Source organism: Paraburkholderia sp. BR13444 (assembly GCF_040948755.1).
GTDB lineage: Bacteria > Pseudomonadota > Gammaproteobacteria > Burkholderiales > Burkholderiaceae > Paraburkholderia > Paraburkholderia youngii.
The window spans coordinates 911,477-928,319 of sequence record NZ_JBFPKM010000002.1 but is presented as its reverse complement, the minus strand read 5'-3'; the positions used below and the strand labels follow the sequence as shown (position 1 = coordinate 928,319).

At 65.4% G+C, this 16,843-nt stretch carries 17 protein-coding genes; 7 read left to right on the top strand and 10 right to left on the bottom strand.

Annotated features, from left to right (window positions below):
* Positions 1-482 precede the first annotated feature (482 nt).
* The 3 genes from AB3X95_RS08695 (at position 483) to AB3X95_RS08685 (ending at position 2,785) form a co-directional block, all read left to right on the top strand.
* Entirely contained in the window at positions 483-1,706 is a 1,224-nt protein-coding gene (locus AB3X95_RS08695; RefSeq protein ID WP_176105010.1) for a ribonucleotide-diphosphate reductase subunit beta, read from the top strand.
* Positions 1,707-1,793: 87 nt separating this feature from the next.
* Positions 1,794-2,111 (top strand): hypothetical protein, encoded by a 318-nt coding sequence (locus AB3X95_RS08690; protein WP_368621079.1) that lies wholly within the window; start codon positions 1,794-1,796, stop codon positions 2,109-2,111.
* Between the two features lie 29 nt (positions 2,112-2,140).
* Entirely contained in the window at positions 2,141-2,785 is a 645-nt protein-coding gene (locus AB3X95_RS08685) for a histone H1-like DNA-binding protein (RefSeq protein ID WP_368621106.1), read from the top strand.
* Between the two features lie 234 nt (positions 2,786-3,019).
* Here the strand turns inward: AB3X95_RS08685 and AB3X95_RS08680 are convergent, their stop codons facing one another.
* The 10 genes from AB3X95_RS08680 to AB3X95_RS08635 form a co-directional block, all read right to left on the bottom strand.
* The gene (locus AB3X95_RS08680) at positions 3,020-3,496 is read right to left on the bottom strand and encodes a glycine zipper 2TM domain-containing protein (RefSeq protein ID WP_176105013.1); all 477 of its coding nucleotides are present in this window, start codon (positions 3,494-3,496) and stop codon (positions 3,020-3,022) included.
* Positions 3,497-3,521: 25 nt separating this feature from the next.
* On the bottom strand, positions 3,522-4,460 hold the full coding sequence (locus AB3X95_RS08675; RefSeq protein WP_176121886.1) for a carbohydrate kinase family protein: 939 nt from the start codon (positions 4,458-4,460) through the stop codon (positions 3,522-3,524).
* Positions 4,461-4,560: 100 nt separating this feature from the next.
* The gene (gene tpx, locus AB3X95_RS08670) at positions 4,561-5,061 is read right to left on the bottom strand and encodes a thiol peroxidase (protein ID WP_368621078.1); all 501 of its coding nucleotides are present in this window, start codon (positions 5,059-5,061) and stop codon (positions 4,561-4,563) included.
* 72 nt (positions 5,062-5,133) lie between these two features.
* A complete protein-coding gene (locus tag AB3X95_RS08665; protein WP_368621077.1) occupies positions 5,134-6,537 on the bottom strand; it encodes a zinc-ribbon and DUF3426 domain-containing protein in 1,404 nt (467 codons plus the stop codon).
* A gap of 47 nt (positions 6,538-6,584) precedes the next feature.
* Positions 6,585-7,487 carry a 50S ribosomal protein L11 methyltransferase gene (gene prmA, locus AB3X95_RS08660; protein WP_368621076.1) on the bottom strand — a complete coding sequence of 301 codons (903 nt, stop codon included), beginning with the start codon at positions 7,485-7,487 and terminating at the stop codon, positions 6,585-6,587.
* A gap of 3 nt (positions 7,488-7,490) precedes the next feature.
* The gene (accC, locus tag AB3X95_RS08655; RefSeq protein ID WP_013090569.1) at positions 7,491-8,855 is read right to left on the bottom strand and encodes an acetyl-CoA carboxylase biotin carboxylase subunit; all 1,365 of its coding nucleotides are present in this window, start codon (positions 8,853-8,855) and stop codon (positions 7,491-7,493) included.
* A 116-nt stretch (positions 8,856-8,971) separates the two neighbouring features.
* Positions 8,972-9,439, bottom strand: a complete 468-nt coding sequence (accB, locus tag AB3X95_RS08650; RefSeq protein WP_176121879.1) for an acetyl-CoA carboxylase biotin carboxyl carrier protein — start codon at positions 9,437-9,439, stop codon at positions 8,972-8,974.
* A 78-nt stretch (positions 9,440-9,517) separates the two neighbouring features.
* The gene (aroQ, locus tag AB3X95_RS08645) at positions 9,518-9,973 is read right to left on the bottom strand and encodes a type II 3-dehydroquinate dehydratase (protein WP_176365578.1); all 456 of its coding nucleotides are present in this window, start codon (positions 9,971-9,973) and stop codon (positions 9,518-9,520) included.
* A 208-nt stretch (positions 9,974-10,181) separates the two neighbouring features.
* Positions 10,182-10,742: a TlpA disulfide reductase family protein gene (locus AB3X95_RS08640; RefSeq protein ID WP_176105020.1), complete on the bottom strand. Its 561-nt coding sequence runs from the start codon at positions 10,740-10,742 to the stop codon at positions 10,182-10,184.
* A gap of 19 nt (positions 10,743-10,761) precedes the next feature.
* On the bottom strand, positions 10,762-11,412 hold the full coding sequence (locus AB3X95_RS08635; protein WP_176105021.1) for a UDP-N-acetylmuramate--alanine ligase: 651 nt from the start codon (positions 11,410-11,412) through the stop codon (positions 10,762-10,764).
* 199 nt (positions 11,413-11,611) lie between these two features.
* On the opposite strand from AB3X95_RS08635, the gene mpl reads away from it, so the two are divergent.
* The 4 genes from mpl to aroE all read left to right on the top strand — a co-directional run bounded on the left by mpl (position 11,612) and on the right by aroE (position 16,831).
* Positions 11,612-13,006, top strand: coding sequence for a UDP-N-acetylmuramate:L-alanyl-gamma-D-glutamyl-meso-diaminopimelate ligase (gene mpl, locus AB3X95_RS08630; RefSeq protein ID WP_368621075.1), 1,395 nt, complete (start codon positions 11,612-11,614; stop codon positions 13,004-13,006).
* Positions 13,003-13,617 (top strand): YqiA/YcfP family alpha/beta fold hydrolase, encoded by a 615-nt coding sequence (locus tag AB3X95_RS08625; RefSeq protein ID WP_176105024.1) that lies wholly within the window; start codon positions 13,003-13,005, stop codon positions 13,615-13,617. The genes mpl and AB3X95_RS08625 overlap by 4 nt, the downstream gene beginning before the upstream one ends.
* 215 nt (positions 13,618-13,832) lie before the next feature.
* Positions 13,833-15,971, top strand: coding sequence for a ribonuclease catalytic domain-containing protein (locus tag AB3X95_RS08620; protein ID WP_368621074.1), 2,139 nt, complete (start codon positions 13,833-13,835; stop codon positions 15,969-15,971).
* Complete coding sequence (aroE, locus tag AB3X95_RS08615) at positions 15,968-16,831, top strand: shikimate dehydrogenase (protein WP_176105028.1); 864 nt, start codon at positions 15,968-15,970, stop codon at positions 16,829-16,831. The genes AB3X95_RS08620 and aroE overlap by 4 nt, the downstream gene beginning before the upstream one ends.
* The last annotated feature ends 12 nt before the right edge of the window (positions 16,832-16,843 follow it).

The following is a 16,843-nucleotide window of genomic DNA, read 5'->3' as shown; positions in this document are numbered from 1 at the left end:
GGTCGATGAGCGTTGAGCAGTATCGAAGTCTCACCGCTCGTCGATGCAGCGAAGCAACACAGCAGTTGGCAACACCAGACGATCGCTCGACATGGCATCGCACCTCAACCGCCAACGCTGACGCAACACGCTCGACGCGGCTCACCGCCGACTCTCGCGATGAGCGATTCGCGCGGCATCGACCGGTCCATCGATCAGTCGGCGGATGCCGCGAACACGCTGCGCAATACATATAGATAGAGCAACGAAACGTCGTGTCGAAACGTTGCTCTTCGAGCTCGCGAAGGACCTCGGCAACACATGTTCAACACGCGATCATCACGCGTCACTCGATGCGTGACTGCATGAGTCACACGCAGCATGTCGAACAAAGTGTTGTATGAACGTAGCAACGCGAATCGAAAACAGGAATTTTCGCGAGTGAGCTCTTTTATCGCTCGTGAAAAGATGGTACAAACCGTTCTAAATTGATGGTGACATTTATGCTCAACTGGGATGACGAGATCACTGCCGTAACTCCCTCGAGCGCGACGCAACCGAACGTGTTGCGCAACGCTGCGGGGTCGGTTGTGGGTTCGCAAATCGGAACGCGTTCCGCTCCTCATGCTCCCTCCGCTCAAGAAGTCTTCGCGAACGACATCGCTGTCGCTCCCGTCGCTCATGCTGCCAACGCGGCGGCCGCTTCCGAAGCGCGCGTCAATGTCGCCGACAAGCGCATCATCAACGGCCAGACTGACGTCAATCAGCTGGTGCCGTTCAAGTACAAGTGGGCCTGGGAAAAGTATCTGGCGGGTTGCGCCAACCACTGGATGCCGCAGGAAGTGAACATGTCGCGCGACATCGCCCTGTGGAAAGACCCGAACGGGCTGACCGAAGACGAGCGCCGCATCGTCAAGCGCAACCTGGGCTTCTTCGTGACGGCCGACTCGCTCGCCGCCAACAACATCGTGCTGGGCACCTACCGCCACATCACGGCGCCCGAATGCCGCCAGTTCCTGCTGCGCCAGGCGTTCGAAGAGGCGATCCACACCCACGCTTACCAGTACATCGTCGAGTCGCTCGGTCTCGACGAGGGCGAAATCTTCAACGCGTATCACGAGGTCCCGTCGATCCGCGCGAAAGACGAATTCCTGATTCCGTACATCCACGTGCTGACCGACCCGGCCTTCAAGACCGGTACGCTCGAAGCAGACCAGACGCTGCTGCGCTCGCTGATCGTGTTCGCCTGTGTGATGGAAGGCCTGTTCTTCTACGTCGGCTTTACGCAAATCCTGGCGCTCGGCCGCCAGAACAAGATGACCGGCGCGGCGGAGCAGTACCAGTACATCCTGCGCGACGAGTCGATGCACTGCAACTTCGGCATCGACCTGATCAACCAGATCAAACTCGAAAACCCGCACCTGTGGACGGCTGAGTTCCGCGCCGAAATTCGCGCGATCTTCCAGCAGGCGGTCGAGCTCGAATACCGCTACGCCGAAGACACGATGCCGCGCGGCGTGCTCGGCCTCAACGCGTCGATGTTCAAGAGCTATCTGCGCTTCATCTGCAATCGCCGTTGCCAGCAGATCGGTCTCGATCCGCTGTACCCGAACGAGGAAAACCCGTTCCCGTGGATGAGCGAGATGATCGACCTGAAGAAAGAACGCAATTTCTTCGAGACGCGAGTGATCGAATATCAGACTGGCGGTGCGCTTTCCTGGGAGTGAGCCGGGATTCGCGTCGCGGATGGTTTCATTGATGGGGATGCCGCCGCCTGTGGCCGCGGCGCCCCGGGTTAGGAGCAGAACGGCCTGATGCAAAGCGTGTCCGGTGCCTTGACGGCCCACAAACATGACAGGCACTTTGCGGACCCTTCAGTGGGATGGGCAAACTTCCCCCCGGAAAAAGCCGCTGGCGTCGTTGCCGGCGGCCCGATCAAGCAATTGCCGGCGTCGCCTCGCGACGCCGACCAGATTTGGCGCGCGGTGCCTCGGGGCACGGCGCGCCTTACCGCATTCATTAGCGTAAGCGCGTTGCACCTGCGTACGCCGATGAATAGCCCGCTTCGTAGCGCGCGCCCTGAGAAGCGTCCGCGGGAAGCGGGTTTTGACGAAGGGTGTAGTTTGAACTGACCTCATCTGAAAACCTGAAGGAGAAAATGATGGCAACTGCAAAGAAAGCCGCGGCCAAGAAGACCGCAGCAAAGAAGACCGCAGCCAAGAAGGCTGCTCCGGCTAAGAAGGCTGCTCCGGCCAAGAAGGTCGCCGCGAAGAAGGTCGCAGTGAAGAAGGTCGCAGTGAAGAAGGTCGCAGCGAAGAAGGTCGCAGCGAAGAAGGTCGCAGCGAAGAAGGCAGCACCGGCGAAGAAAGCCGCAGTGAAGAAGGTCGCGGCGAAGAAGGTCGCAGCCAAGAAGGTCGCGGCGAAGAAGGCAGCACCGGCGAAGAAAGCCGCGGTGAAGAAGGTCGCAGCAAAGAAGGTCGCAGCGAAGAAGGCGGCACCGGCGAAGAAGGCCGCAGCGAAGAAGGCAGCACCGGCGAAGAAGGCCGCGGCGAAGAAGACCGCTGCCAAGAAGGCCGCGCCTGCGAAAAAGGCTGCAGCCAAGAAAGCTGCACCTGCCAAGAAGGCTGCCGCGAAGAAGGCCGCTGCGCCTGCGAAGAAGGCTGCACCTGCGAAGAAGGCTGTCGCCAAGAAGGCCGCGCCTGCTCCCGCTGCTGCGCCTGCTGTCTCGAGCGCACCGGCGGCGACGGTGAAGACCGCGCTGAACCCGGCAGCGGCATGGCCGTTCCCGACGGGCAGCCGTCCGTAAGCGGTAGCTGTAGCAGTACGTCGACACATCGCACGATGTGTCGGATGACCGGGTCGTGCTCGAGCTGTTGCGAGCGCCACCCGGTCAATGTCCCGTTACCGGTGTGCCGGTGGCGGGTTTTTTTTTGCCGTCACCCGAAAGAAAAACACGCATGGACCCGTGAGGGCTCATGCGTGTGATGTCGTCGTCGCGACGCTGAACTACGCGCGGCCGCGCGGGAGGGGGGAACTGCGCTTAGTGCGTGACGCGCGTGACGCCGCCGCTGGACAGCAGCCTCACGCGATCGCCGGCGCGGAAGATTTCGCCGGTGGCAGTTTGGGTGATGGCGCGCATGTCGCCGTTGTCGAGCCGCACGGTGATTTCAATGCCGTCGCGCATCGCCACACGGTTTTCGATCGCATTGCCCGCGACCGCACCGCCGATGCCGCCGACGATACCCGTCGCGACCTGGCCACGTCCGCCGCCGAACGCAGTGCCGGCGAGCGCGCCGAGCGCAGCGCCGCCGAGTGCGCCGATGCCGATCGGCTGACCTTCGTTCGTGCTGATGCGCACCGCGCGTACGCTCTCCACCGTGGCCATGCGAACCGTCTGTTCGCGCTGCGCCTGCGAAGCGGTGAAAACGTCGGGAGAGCTGCTGTTGACCGCACATCCCGACATGGCCAGCGAACCGGCGATCACGGTGGCGACGATCAGGCGACTCGAGGTTCTCATTCCCAAACTCCCATAGCACGCGATATCAGTGCAGGTCGTATCCGAAGGCCTGCTTGAACCGCTCGTTGATTTCCGCCCGGCTGGGCGCGTAGTTTTGCGGGCCTTGATGCTCGATCTTCAGTGCGCCCATCAGGCTGGCGAGACGGCCGGTGGTGGCCCAACCGAGGCCCTTCTCGATACCGTAGAGCAAGCCGCCGCGAAACGCGTCGCCGCAACCGGTGGGATCGAGTACCCGCCTCGCCGTGACCGCCGGGATCTCTTCGATACCGCCGCCGTGATGGATCTGAGCACCCTTCTCGCCGAGCGTGACGATCAGCGCATCGACCTTGCTGGCGATCTGCTCGATTGACCAGCCGGTCTTGTTGCTCACCAGCGCGGCTTCGTAATCGTTGACCGCTACATAGGTAGCAAGTTCAATGACGCGCCGCAGCGTCTCGCCGTCGAACAGCGGTAAGCCCTGGCCCGGATCGAAGATGAACGGCACGCCTGCGGCGGCCAGTTGCTCAGAGTGTTGAACCATGCCGTCATAGCCGTCCGGCGCAACGATGCCGAGCGTCAGGCCCTTCACCTCGTCGGCGCGGTTCTGATGCGACTGCATCATCGCGCCCGGATGGAACGCGGTGATCTGGTTGTTCTCGAGGTCGGTCGTGATCATCGCCTGCGCCGAGTAGGTGTCGGGCACGACGAGCACGTTTTCCGTCGACAGGCCGAGCTCTGCGAGCCGGTCCAGATAGAGCTGCGCGTCGACGGCGCCGATCGCGCCCATGATGCGCGCGTCGCCGCCGAGCAGATTCAGCGCATACGCAATGTTGCCCGCGCAGCCGCCGAACTCGCGACGCATGGTCGGCACGAGAAAGCTTACATTCAGGATGTGGACCTGCTCCGGCAGGATGTGCTCCCGAAAGCGGCCTTCGAAGGTCATGATGTTGTCGTACGCGAGCGAGCCGCAGATGAGCGTAGCCAAGGCGAGCGTTCCTGTATGAAAACGGTGGGATGGGAAGACAGACGCGCCGCGTCGGCGGCGCCGCGCGAGGCGCGGCGTCGTCGTTTGCGCGCGAGAGGGCTTACTTCAGCGCGGCGAGCGCTGCGTCGTAGTTCGGCTCGTTCTTGATCTCGCCGACCAGCTCGGCGTGCACGACCTTGTCGTTCTCGTCGAGCACGACGACCGCGCGAGCGGTCAGGCCGGTCAGCGGACCGCTCGTCACGTCGACGCCGTACGCCTGCGCGAACTCGTGGCCGCGGAACGTCGACGCGGTCACCACGTTCTCGATGCCCTCGGTCGTGCAGAAGCGCGACGCCGCGAACGGCAGGTCGCCCGACATCACGATCACGGCCGTGTTGCTGAGCTTCGCGGCGGCTTCGTTGAATTTGCGCGTCGACGTCGCGCAGGTCGGCGTGTCGAGACTCGGGACGATGTTGAGCACCTTGCGCTTGCCGGCGAAGTCGGCGAGCGTCAGCGGCTTCAGGTCGCGGCCGACCAGCGAGAACGGGGCGGCCTGCTGGCCGACCGACGGGAACGTGCCGCTTACTTCGATCGGGTTGCCACCCAGCGTGACTTGACTCATGTGTTGTGCTCCGAAAAGGGCGTCAGTGACGACAATGATGCGCCCGCTCGGGAGCGGGCGCGCGAGGGTGCGTTACGGATAAAAAATCTGTACGCGAAAATTGGAGGCGATCGCGGTGCCGGTGTCGAGGTGCACGATCATCGTCTGCGTCGCGTGCGCGGGCAGGCCGGCCGCGATCACGGTGCCGGGTGGCACGTAATCCTGCGGCCATAGCACGCGCCGCACGGCGACGTTGTTCTGATCGTCGAGCAGCGTGAGTTCGATCGCGGGATAGGCGAGAGCGATGTTCAGGCGGTTGTGCAGCGGCATCTTCAGCTCGAGCTTGTGCGGGCCGTCGATCTGCCGCAGATCGGAGGGCTCGACCAGCAAGCCTTCGATGTCGTGCGGCGGCGTCAGCTGGCAGCCGAGATGCGCGCAGGCCTGCGCATACAGGATCTGCGAGCGCGGCACGTTGACCATGATGGTCTCGCGTTGCCACCACGCGAGTTGCGCGAGCAGCGCAATGACGAGCAGCGCGGCGAGCACCACGCCGGCGACGATCCAGCCGACGCGCCCGGCGTCCACCGGGCGGGTTTCGCGCATGACCGGGAACGGATCGTCGCCAGCGCTGATCGGCGGATTGACCGAGAACGGCTCGCCGCTCGATGGGGTGGGCGCCGGACCTCCCGGCGGGCGCGGGCCGCCGGGGCCGCCGGCGCCGGAAGCGCCTGCGGCCGCGCCCGCGCCGAAGCCGGGCGCGCCGAAGCCGGCCGCGCCGAAGCCGGCCGCACCTAAGCCGTCCGCACCGAAATGCGGTTCGTTGTCGCGCATGTCATGCAGGCCTGCTGGCTCGCGCCGCGCGGGTTCGTCGAGCGTGGACGGTTCGGGGCGTTCGACCTTGCGCCAGACGCGCGGCGCTTCGTCTTCGACTCGCGGTGGGGCCGCAGGCGCGGAGGGCGGGGCGACAGGCGGTTCATCGACCGTGTCGTCGGCGGGATAGGCGAACGGTTCGAGCGGCGCGTCGGCCAGCGTCGGCTCATCGTCCGCGGGTAGCGGCGCCGAGAAAGCGCCAGCGCGCAGTTCAGGTTCGGCGGCCTGGCGCGGCGTGCCCGACTTGACGGTTGCGTGCCCGGTGCCGCCAAGCGGCAGCGGCGCGAGCGGCACGCTGCTCGCGTGGTCGCGCAAACGGGAGTCGAGCGTGCTGCGTGAAATGCTGGTGGAGTCCTGTTCCGGAGCCGGTGCTCCCGGGGCCCATGCGTCACCACTAAAGTCCGGGCCTGGCTGCCGCACTCCCGACAGCGCTTCGATCGCCGCCGCGGCGGCAACCGGTTTGGCCGTGGAAAAATCGCCGCCTTCCGAGACGTCGAACAGACTGCTCGACGCGTCGAAGACTTCCTGACAATGCCCGCACCGCACGAGGCCGCGGCGCTGAGCAAGCTGCGCCGGTTGCAGACGGAAAACAGTTTCGCAGAAGGGGCAACGCGTCGCCAGGTGCATATCGAGCCGTTGAGCCAGAGGCCGTTAGGTTGACAATACGCCTTATTCTAATTGCTTTCGCGGCGCGTTCCGGCGAGGCACACCCAACCTTCATGTTCGCGCCACACGCTGATATCGATCCAGCGGGCGTAGACCTGCGCGACTTCGTCGGCCTGGCGCGCGAGGATGCCCGACAGCGCGATGCGACCGCCCGGCTTCACTTTCGACGACAGCATCGACGCCATCAGCTTCAGCGGATTCGACAGAATGTTAGCGACCACCACGTCGAATTCGCCGGCCGGGCAGGCATCTGGCAGGCCATAGGTGACTTCGGCGTGATTGCGCTCGCTATTGTGACGCGCCGATTCGACCGCCTGCGGATCGATGTCGATGCCGATCACCGGATCGGCGCCGCACTTTTTCGCGAGAATCGCGAGAATGCCCGAGCCGCAGCCGTAGTCGAGCACGGACTGGCCGGGCTTGATCGACTGCTCGATCCACTCCATGCACAGACGCGTGGTGGGGTGGCTGCCGGTGCCGAACGCGAGGCCCGGATCGAGTTCGAGCACGAGCGCGTCGGGGTCCGGCGCATCGTGCCACGACGGCACGACCCAGATGCGCTCGCCGATCTGAATCGGATCGAACTGCGACTGCGTGAGCCGCACCCAGTCTTGCTCCTCGACCTCGCGCACGGTACAGGCCGGCGCGGAATCGAGTCCGATTTCGTTGGCCGCGGCGGTCAGCAGCACGGCCGGATCGTGCTCCGGCGCGAGCAGCGCGATCACGCGCGAATGCTGCCACGCCGTGCGATCCGGCGTGAGACCGGGCTCGCCGAACAGCGGCTGCTCGTCGGGCGTGTCGGCGTCGGCGTCTTCGACCGACACGGACAGCGCGCCCAGCTCGAGCAGTGCGTCGGACAACTCCTCCGCGTGCTCGCGCGCCAGTTCGGCGACCAGTTCCCGATAACTCATGACTTACGCTTCTTCCGCGACCTGCTGACGCGCGGCCAGCCGGTTTTCGAGGTAGTGGATGCTAGTGCCGCCTTCGACGAACTTCGCGTCGAGCATCAGCTCGCGGTGCAGCGGGATGTTGGTCTGAATGCCTTCGACCACCATTTCCGACAACGCGATGCGCATCCGGCTGATCGCCTGTTCGCGCGTGGCGCCGTAAGCGATCAGCTTGCCGATCATCGAATCATAGTTCGGCGGCACGAAATAACCATTGTAGGCGTGCGAATCGACGCGGATGCCGGGACCGCCCGGCATATGCCACGACGTCAGGCGTCCCGGCGACGGCGTGAACTTGAACGGATCTTCGGCGTTGATCCGGCATTCGATCGCATGGCCGCGGAACTGGATGTCGCGCTGACGGAACGCGAGCTTCTCGCCGGCCGCGATGCGGATCTGTTCCTGCACGATGTCGACACCTGTGATCAGTTCGGTCACCGGATGCTCGACCTGCACGCGCGTATTCATCTCGATGAAGTAGAACTCGCCGTTTTCGTACAGGAACTCGAAGGTGCCCGCGCCGAGATAGCCCATTTTCTTGCACGCATCCGCGCAACGATCGCCGATGCGGTCGATCAGACGGCGCGCGATGCCCGGCGCCGGCGCTTCCTCGATCACTTTCTGGTGACGGCGTTGCATCGAGCAGTCGCGCTCGCCGAGCCACACGGCGTTCTTGAACGAGTCGGCCAGCACCTGGATTTCGATATGCCGCGGGTTCTCGAGGAATTTCTCCATGTAGACCTGCGGGTTGCCGAACGCGCGGCCGGCTTCCTCGCGGGTCATGTTGACCGCGTTGACGAGCGCCGCTTCCGTGTGGACCACGCGCATGCCGCGGCCGCCGCCGCCGCCCGCCGCCTTGATGATGACCGGGTAGCCGATCTGGCGGGCAATTTTCACGATCTCCTTCGGATCGTCCGGCAGTGCGCCTTCCGAACCGGGCACGCAAGGCACGCCGGTCTTGATCATGGTCTGTTTGGCGGTGACCTTGTCGCCCATCATGCGGATCGTTTCCGGACGCGGGCCGATGAAGGTGAAGCCGGACTGCTCGACGCGCTCGGCGAAGTCGGCGTTCTCCGACAGGAAGCCGTAGCCGGGGTGGATCGCTTCCGCGTCGGTCACTTCGGCCGCGCTGATCAGCGCGGGCATGTTCAGATAGCTCAGATTCGACGGGGCCGGGCCGATGCAGACCGCCTCGTCGGCGAGCTTCACGTACTTGGCTTCCTTGTCGGCTTCCGAGTAGACGACGACCGTCTTGACGCCGAGCTCGCGGCAGGCGCGCTGGATACGAAGCGCGATCTCGCCGCGATTGGCAATGAGGATTTTTTCAAACATAGCGGGTTTTCGACTCATCAATGGGCGCCGGGTCGGTCAAGACGCCGGCTGCCGCAGAGGACCGGTCGCGCGCCTCGGGATGAGCGGCGCGCGGGCGGCGAATGGTGCGTGCCGCGTTAGCCGACCACGAACAGCGGTTGGCCGTACTCGACCGCCTGGCCGTTTTCGACGAGGATTTCCTTGACCACGCCCGACTTGTCCGCCTCGATCTCGTTGAGCAGCTTCATCGCTTCGATGATGCAGATGGTCTGGCCTTCCTTGACCGTGTCGCCGACCTGCACGAACGGATCGGCACCCGGCGACGGCGCGCGGTAGAACGTGCCGACCATCGGCGAGGTGACGACGTGACCCTGCGGCGCGGCGGCTGCCGGCGTAGCGGGAGCGTTCGCGGCGGCCGGCGCTTCGACTGCTGCCGGCGCGGCTTGCGGGAATTGCGGTGCAGCGTACGAGGCGGACGGTTGGACGTAAACCGGCGGCGCATTCTTGACGATGCGGACCTTGCCTTCGCCCTCGGTCACTTCGAGTTCGGAAATACCGGACTCCGAGACGAGGTCGATCAGAGTTTTGAGTTTACGTAGATCCATCAGGGTGCCCCTTTCAATGCGTAGTGTGCCGGCGCGTGCAAACGTGCAGTAGCCGGCTCAAATTGGACGTGTTTGGATTCAGCCGCGCGACGTGCCGGCGGCGAGCCGGTCGAGCGCGAATTCGAGCGCGTACAGATACCCCTTCCAGCCGAGGCCGCAAATTACGCCCTCTGCCTGGTCGGAGAAATACGAGTGATGCCTGAACGGTTCCCGGCGATGCACGTTCGACAGATGAATCTCGACGAACGGGATGCCAACCCCCGCTAGTGCGTCCCGAATGGCCACGCTGGTGTGCGTGTACGCGGCGGGATTGATCAGGATGAAATCGGTTTGCTCGGTGCGGGCCGCCTGAATGCGGTCGACCAGCGCGCCTTCGTGATTGCTCTGGAACGACGCAAGCTCGACGCCCGCATCGGCTGCACGGTCCGCTAGCGCCTGATCGATCTGCGGCAGGGTCACGCGACCGTAGACCTCAGGTTCCCGGGTACCGAGAAGGTTGAGGTTGGGTCCGTGCAGTACCAGCAGGCGCGTCATGGTCGCTTCTTTTTCCGTGGAATTGCGCGCACTTTAGCGCTGATTAGAGAAACTTGTCTAGTTTCGTGCGCGTACGCGGCGACGGCCGGGGCGGGCCGCCGCACAGCCGTGAGCCGAACTTCACTCAAATTCGGGGATTATCCGTGCATTTTCGCTCGTTCTGCACGCAAGCGGGTGCCAAAAGCGCGGCGTCAGAAATCGGGGAAATTTACAGCGTGTCGAGCGTCTGGCGCAGGGCCGTGGGGTCGATCTGGCCCAATTTTGTCGAGCGGATGTTGCCTTTTGCGTCGATCACGACGGTAAACGGCAAACCGCCCGCATTGTTGCCGAACGCACGCGCGAGGTCGGCGCCGCCGAAGCCGGTCACGTAGATCGGGTACGCGACCTTGACCTTCTGCAGGAAGGTCTGGATGTTCTTTTCCGAGTCGACGCCGAGACCGACGAACTGGATGCCTTTCTTCGCGTATTCGCGCTGGATCTGCGACAGCTCAGGCATTTCCTGGACGCACGGGCCACACCACGACGCCCAGAAGTTGACGACGATCGGGTGGCCCTTGAGCATGCTCAGCGACTGCGGCTTGCCGTCGACATTCGTGACCGGCGCGCTCCACAGCTGCTGGACGGGGCTCGCATGGGTGTCAGGCTGTGATCCGCCCTGCGCCGCGTACGCGACGTCGGTACCGCGATTGAGCCAGTGATTGGCCAGCACGCCGCCGCCCGCGGCGACCAGCGCGACGGCCGCGCCCGCCAGCATACGTCTTGTGTTCATCGTGCTCCGTTCTGTCTGGTCAATTGGTGAAGGACGGCACCTGGTCGCCGTCGAGCAGCGCCTGCACCGCCGGCAAATTCGCCCGCGCCGTGCGGCCGCGCGCGTCGGCGCGCACCGCGCCGCGCAGGTCGTCGGTTTCATACAGCGCGACGTGGATGCCGACCGGCTCGGCGTTGCGATCGTCTGCCGGGCGCCACAGAAAGCTCAGCGTCTCCACATAGCCGCGTCCCGCGAAATGGCGCGTTTCCGACACGTCGTACTGGATGTTCGCGTTCAGCATATAGATCGCGACTTCCTTCGGGTTGTCGCAAAACACCTGCAGATGGACGTCCGAATGCTCGCCGGCCGTGCCGCCGAGCACCGCGCCCGTCAGATACGGATTGAACGGCGCGAGCCGCTCCATCCATTCGACCGCGATCACACGCAGCCGCCGCAAAAGCGCCGGCTGGCTGTCGCCCTGGAACAGCGACTGATATTCGCGGATTTCTTCTTCGATCTGGTCGTTGTCCGGCAGCCATTCGCCGGCGACACGGGTCTCGCCGACGACCTGCCGGGCCGCCTTGCGCTTCGCGCTGGCGTAGTCCAGACCGTCTTCGGCAATCAGGCGCGCAGCCGCGATCGCGATTTCCTCGCGCACGCGTTGCGGATCGAAATGTGATTTGCGGACCATCCCTGCATCATACTAGATCGGGCCTGGCGACGCGGTCGGGTGACGCGCTCGGGCGGCCCGGACGGGGCGGCGCCGGGCGTGGCCCGCAGGGGCGGCGCGCGCCGTGTCGGTTACAATAGGCGTCCTTTGCAGACGGTCGTTCGGCCGTCCTGCGGCCTCCCATCCCTCGCAAAAAACGCCCCCACGGCACGACAGGCTTATGCATATCCACATCCTCGGCATCTGCGGCACCTTCATGGGCGGACTCGCGGTGCTCGCGCGCAATGCGGGCCACACGGTGACCGGCTGCGACACCGGCGTCTATCCGCCGATGAGCACGCAGCTCGAGGCGCAAGGCATCCGCCTGATCGAGGGTTACGACGCGGAACAGCTGAACGGCCTGAACGCTGATCTATTCGTGATCGGCAACGTGGTCACGCGCGGCAACCCGCTGATGGAAGCGATTCTGGACCGCGGCCTGCCGTACGTGTCCGGTCCGCAGTGGCTCGGCGAGCACGTGCTGAACGGCAAATGGGTGCTGGCCGTGGCCGGCACGCACGGCAAGACCACCACGAGCTCGATGCTGACCTGGCTGCTCGAAGACGCAGGCCTGAATCCGGGCTTTCTGATCGGCGGTGTGCCGCTGAATTTCGGCGTGTCGGCGCGGCTCACCGATTCGAGCTTCTTCGTGATCGAAGCCGACGAATACGACACCGCATTCTTCGATAAACGCTCGAAGTTCGTCCATTACCGCCCGAAAACGGCGGTGCTGAACAATCTCGAATTCGATCACGCCGACATCTTCCCCGATCTCGCCGCGATCGAAACGCAGTTCCATCATCTGATCCGCACGGTGCCGCGCTTGGGCCGGGTCGTCACGAACGGCCGCGAGGACGCGCTCGAGCGCGTGCTGACGCGCGGCTGCTGGAGCGAGGTCGAGCGCTTTGGCGTACAGGGTGGCTGGGAGATCCAGCCGGCGGAGCAGGGCGTGCCCGTTGACGAACGCTTTGCCGTCTATCACAACGGCGAGCGCGTCGGCGTGGTCGACTGGCAGGTGCAGGGCGAACATAACCGCATGAACGCGCTCGCCGCTATTGCCGCCGCCCGCCACGTCGGCGTGCCGCCCGCGCAGGCCGCGAAATCGCTGTCGAGCTTCCGCAACGTGAAGCGCCGCATGGAAGTGCGGGGCAGCGTCGACGGCGTGACCGTATACGACGACTTCGCGCATCACCCCACCGCGATCGAGACGACGGTGGCCGGGCTGCGTGCGCGCGTCGGCCGCGACAACACGCGAATTCTCGCGGTGCTCGAACCGCGCTCGAACACGATGAAGCTCGGCGTGATGAAAGCGCAACTGCCGGCAAGCCTCGCCGACGCAGACCTCGTGTTCGGCTACGGTGCGCCGAGCGGGCGCGACGCGCTCGGCTGGAACCTCGGCGAAGCGCTCGCGCCGCTCGACGGCAAGGCCCAGGCGTTCGACAACCTCGACGCGCTCGTGAAAGCGGTGGTCCACGCGGCGCGCCCCGGCGACCAGATTCTGGTGATGAGCAATGGCGGCTTCGGCGGCGTGCATCAGAAGCTGCTCGACGGTCTTTCGACGCGAGGCGCGTCGTGATTCTCTATCTGCACGGTTTCCGTTCGTCGCCGAATTCGTTCAAGGCGCGTCTGCTCGCGGCGCGTCTCGCCGAACTGGGCCGCGCCGACGAGTGGTGCTGCCCGATGCTGCCGGTGTCGCCGTTCGAAACCGTGGTGCTCGCCGAATCGCTGGTCGCCGACGCACGCGCGAAGGGCGATGCACGACAGGTGACCGTGATCGGCAGTTCGCTGGGCGGCTACTTCGCCACGCACCTGGCCGAGAAGCACGGCTGGCCGGCCGTGCTGCTGAACCCGGCGGTCGTGCCGCAGCGCGACCTGAGCGCGTATCTCGGCGAGCAGCCGTTGTGGCATGGCGGCGGCAGCATCGTCGTCGAGCCGCATCATCTGGATGAATTGCGCGCGCTCGGCGTCGCGTCGATCACGCGGCCCGAACGCTATTATTTGATGGCAGCCACCGGCGACGAAGTGCTCGACTACCGCGAAATGCTCGCGCACTATCCGGGCGCGCGCACCACGCTGATCGAGGGCAGTGACCATGCGATCAGCGAGTTCGCGCAGTACCTCGACGACGTGCTGGCCTTCTGTGACGGCGAAGACGTCGAGCCGCCGGCGCCGCGCGCGGCGGCCTGACGGCGCGCCAGGGCGGCGGCACCGATCCTTGCAAGGACATCAGCCGTAAAGACACACCGACCGCAACCGCTGGTCGCAAGATTCAACCCGCTGGCACGCGCAGTGCGCGCCGCGGATTCACTATCACGAACAGGTTGCCGTGCCGCGCATGCAGTGATCGATCGCCACAGGGCGTCGGGCGCGCCGGCAGATGCAAGTCAGAACGAGAGTATTGAGTGAACGTTTTCTTCGAGGAATCGGGCAGTTTCAAGGCCGGCAGCGTGCTGTCGCGTCAGGGTGACGCGTTTCAGGTCGAGTTGCCGGGCGGGCGGCGTGCGAAGGTGCGCGCGAAGGATGTGCTGATCGAGTTCGAGAAACCCACTGCGGCCGAACTGATGCAGCAGGCCGACACGTTGGCGCAGGAGATCGATCTGGACTTCCTGTGGGAATGCGCGCCGGACGATGAATTCCCGTTCGCGACGCTGGGCGCCGAGTACTTCGGCGCGAGCTTCGGCGCGGTCGAGCGCGCGGCGCTGGTGCTGCGCATGCACGGCTCGCCGGTGTACTTCCGGCGCAAGGGCCGCGGCATGTACCAGCGCGCGCCGCAAGAGCAGCTGAAGATGGCGCTCGCGGGTCTCGAGCGCAAGCGCCGGCAGGCGCTCGTGCAGGCGCAGTACGAAGAAGAGCTGAAGGCAGGCCGTCTACCGGAAGCGTTCGCGGGCGGCAAGGGCCTCGCGCTCCTGACGAAGCCCGACAAGAACACGATCGAGTACAAGGCGCTCGAAAACGCCGCGGCCGCGCGCGGCATCTCGCAGGCGCGGCTGATGCTCGAATGCGGCGCGATCGCGTCGCCGCGCGCGCTGCACGAAGCGAAATTCCTGTCCGAGTACTTCCCCCATGGCACCGGCTTCCCGTCCGTTGCGGCCGCGAACGTGCCCGACGATCTGCCGCAGGCCGACGTCGAAGCGTTCTCGATCGACGACATCACCACGACGGAAATCGACGACGCATTCTCGGTCGAGCATCTGGCCGACGGCCGTGTGCGGATCGGCGTGCACATCGCCGCGCCGGCGCTCGGCATCCAGCGCGGCGACGACGTCGATGCGATCGCGCGTGCGCGTTTGTCGACGGTCTACATGCCCGGCGACAAGATCACGATGCTGCCCGACAGCATCGTCGACACCTTCACGCTCGGCGAGGGCGACTATCGGCCAGCGCTATCGCTGTACGTGATCGTCAATCGCGAGACGCAGGAGATCGTCGCGAGCGAAACGCGCGCCGAGCGCGTGTTCGTCAAGAGCAACCTGCGCCACAACACCCTCGACGAAGTCGTCACCGAGGAGGCGCTCGCCGAGGGCACCGGCGAGTATCCGCACAAGGACGATATCGCCGTGCTGTGGCCGTTCGCGCAGGCGCTGTTCGAAAAGCGCCAGACCGCGCGCGCCGGCTACGGCCTGCGTCGCGAAGTGCAGCGCAATACCGATTTCAATTTCTACGTCGACGGCGAGCACATCACGATCACGCCGCGCCGGCGCGGCTCGCCGCTCGACACGATCGTCGCCGAGCTGGCGATTCTCGCGAACTCGTCGTGGGGCGCGTTCCTGCACGATCACGGCGTGCCGGGCATCTATCGCACGCAGCGCGCGTTCGGCGCGCCAAGCGGCCCGAAGCGCACGCGCATGCAGACCAACGCGGCGCCGCACGAAGGGCTCGGCGTCTCGCAATACGCGTGGAGCACGTCGCCGCTGCGCCGCTACGTCGACCTCGTGAACCAGTGGCAGCTGATCGCGTGCGTGCAGCATGGCGTGACTGCCAAGCTCGCCGCGCCGTTCAAGCCGAAGGACGCCGATCTGTTCGCGGTCGTGCAGGGCTTCGACGACACCTACACCGCATATGCCGACTACCAGCGCCGCATGGAGTACTTCTGGTGTCTGCGCTGGCTCACGCAGGAAAACCGCAAGCAGGTAGTCGCATCGGTTGTGAAGGGCGATCTCGTGCGTCTAGAGGAAATTCCGCTGCTGCTGCACGTGCCGGGTCTCGGCGTGCATGCGCGCGGCACGCGTTTGCAGCTGGAAGTGATGTCGATCGACGAACTGACGATCGAAGCGTCGGTGCGTCTGTTGCACGTGCTCGATGCGCCGACCGTGACGAGCGGCTCCGAAGCAGAAGAAGGCGAGGACGAGGGCGACGAAGAGTTGCTCGACGCAGCGGACGACAGCGCCGAAAGCGAAGCGGAGGCGCAAGCGGAAGCCGACGGCGGTAATCCGAACGACAACCCCGGCGCCGACGAATCCGCGGCAAGCGGCAACGGCAGCGGCAACGACGCATCGAACACCGCCGACAACGACCAACACATCACGGAGCCGGGACGATGAACGGCAACCCAACGCGCGATCGCTACGCGGTCATCGGCAACCCGGTCGGGCATAGCAAGTCGCCGTTCATCCACGGCCGCTTCGCCGCGCAAACCGGCGAGCCGATCGAGTACGGTCATCTGCTCGCGCCGGTCGACGCGTTCGTGCCGCACGTGCGCGCGTTCATCGAAGCGGGCGGGCGCGGCCTGAACGTGACGGTGCCGTTCAAGCTCGACGCGCATGCGTTCGCGAACACGCTGTCGCCGCGCGCGGCGGCGGCCGGCGCGGTGAACACGCTGAGGGTCGACGCCGACGGCATCTACGGCGACAACACGGATGGCTTCGGCCTCGTGCGCGACATCGAGGTGAATCTCGGGGTGTCGCTGAAAGGCGCGCGCATCCTGCTGCTCGGCGCGGGCGGGGCCGCGCGCGGTGTCGTGCTGCCGATGCTCGACCGCGCGCCGCATACGCTGACGATCGTCAACCGCACGGCGCAGAAGGCCGAGGCGCTGGTCGATCAGTTCGCGCAGGCAGCCGGCGACGCGCGCTGCCGGCTGAGCGGCGGCAGCGCCCGCGCGATCGAAGCGGGCCAGTACGACGTGATCGTCAACGCGACCGCGGGCAGCCTCGATGCGTCGCTGCCCGAGTGCGACGACCGCGCGTTCGGCAACGGCACGCTCGCTTACGACATGATGTACAGCGCGCATCCAACTGTCTTCATGCAGCACGCGGCGAAGCTCGGCGCGCGCGGCGCCGACGGTCTCGGCATGCTGGTCGAGCAGGCGGCCGAATCGTTCTATGTGTGGCGCGGTGTGCGCCCCGACGGCGCGCCGGTGCTCGCCGAATTGCGGGCGCTGCTGACGGCGCCGTCGCCCGCATAACGTCAGCGCGCG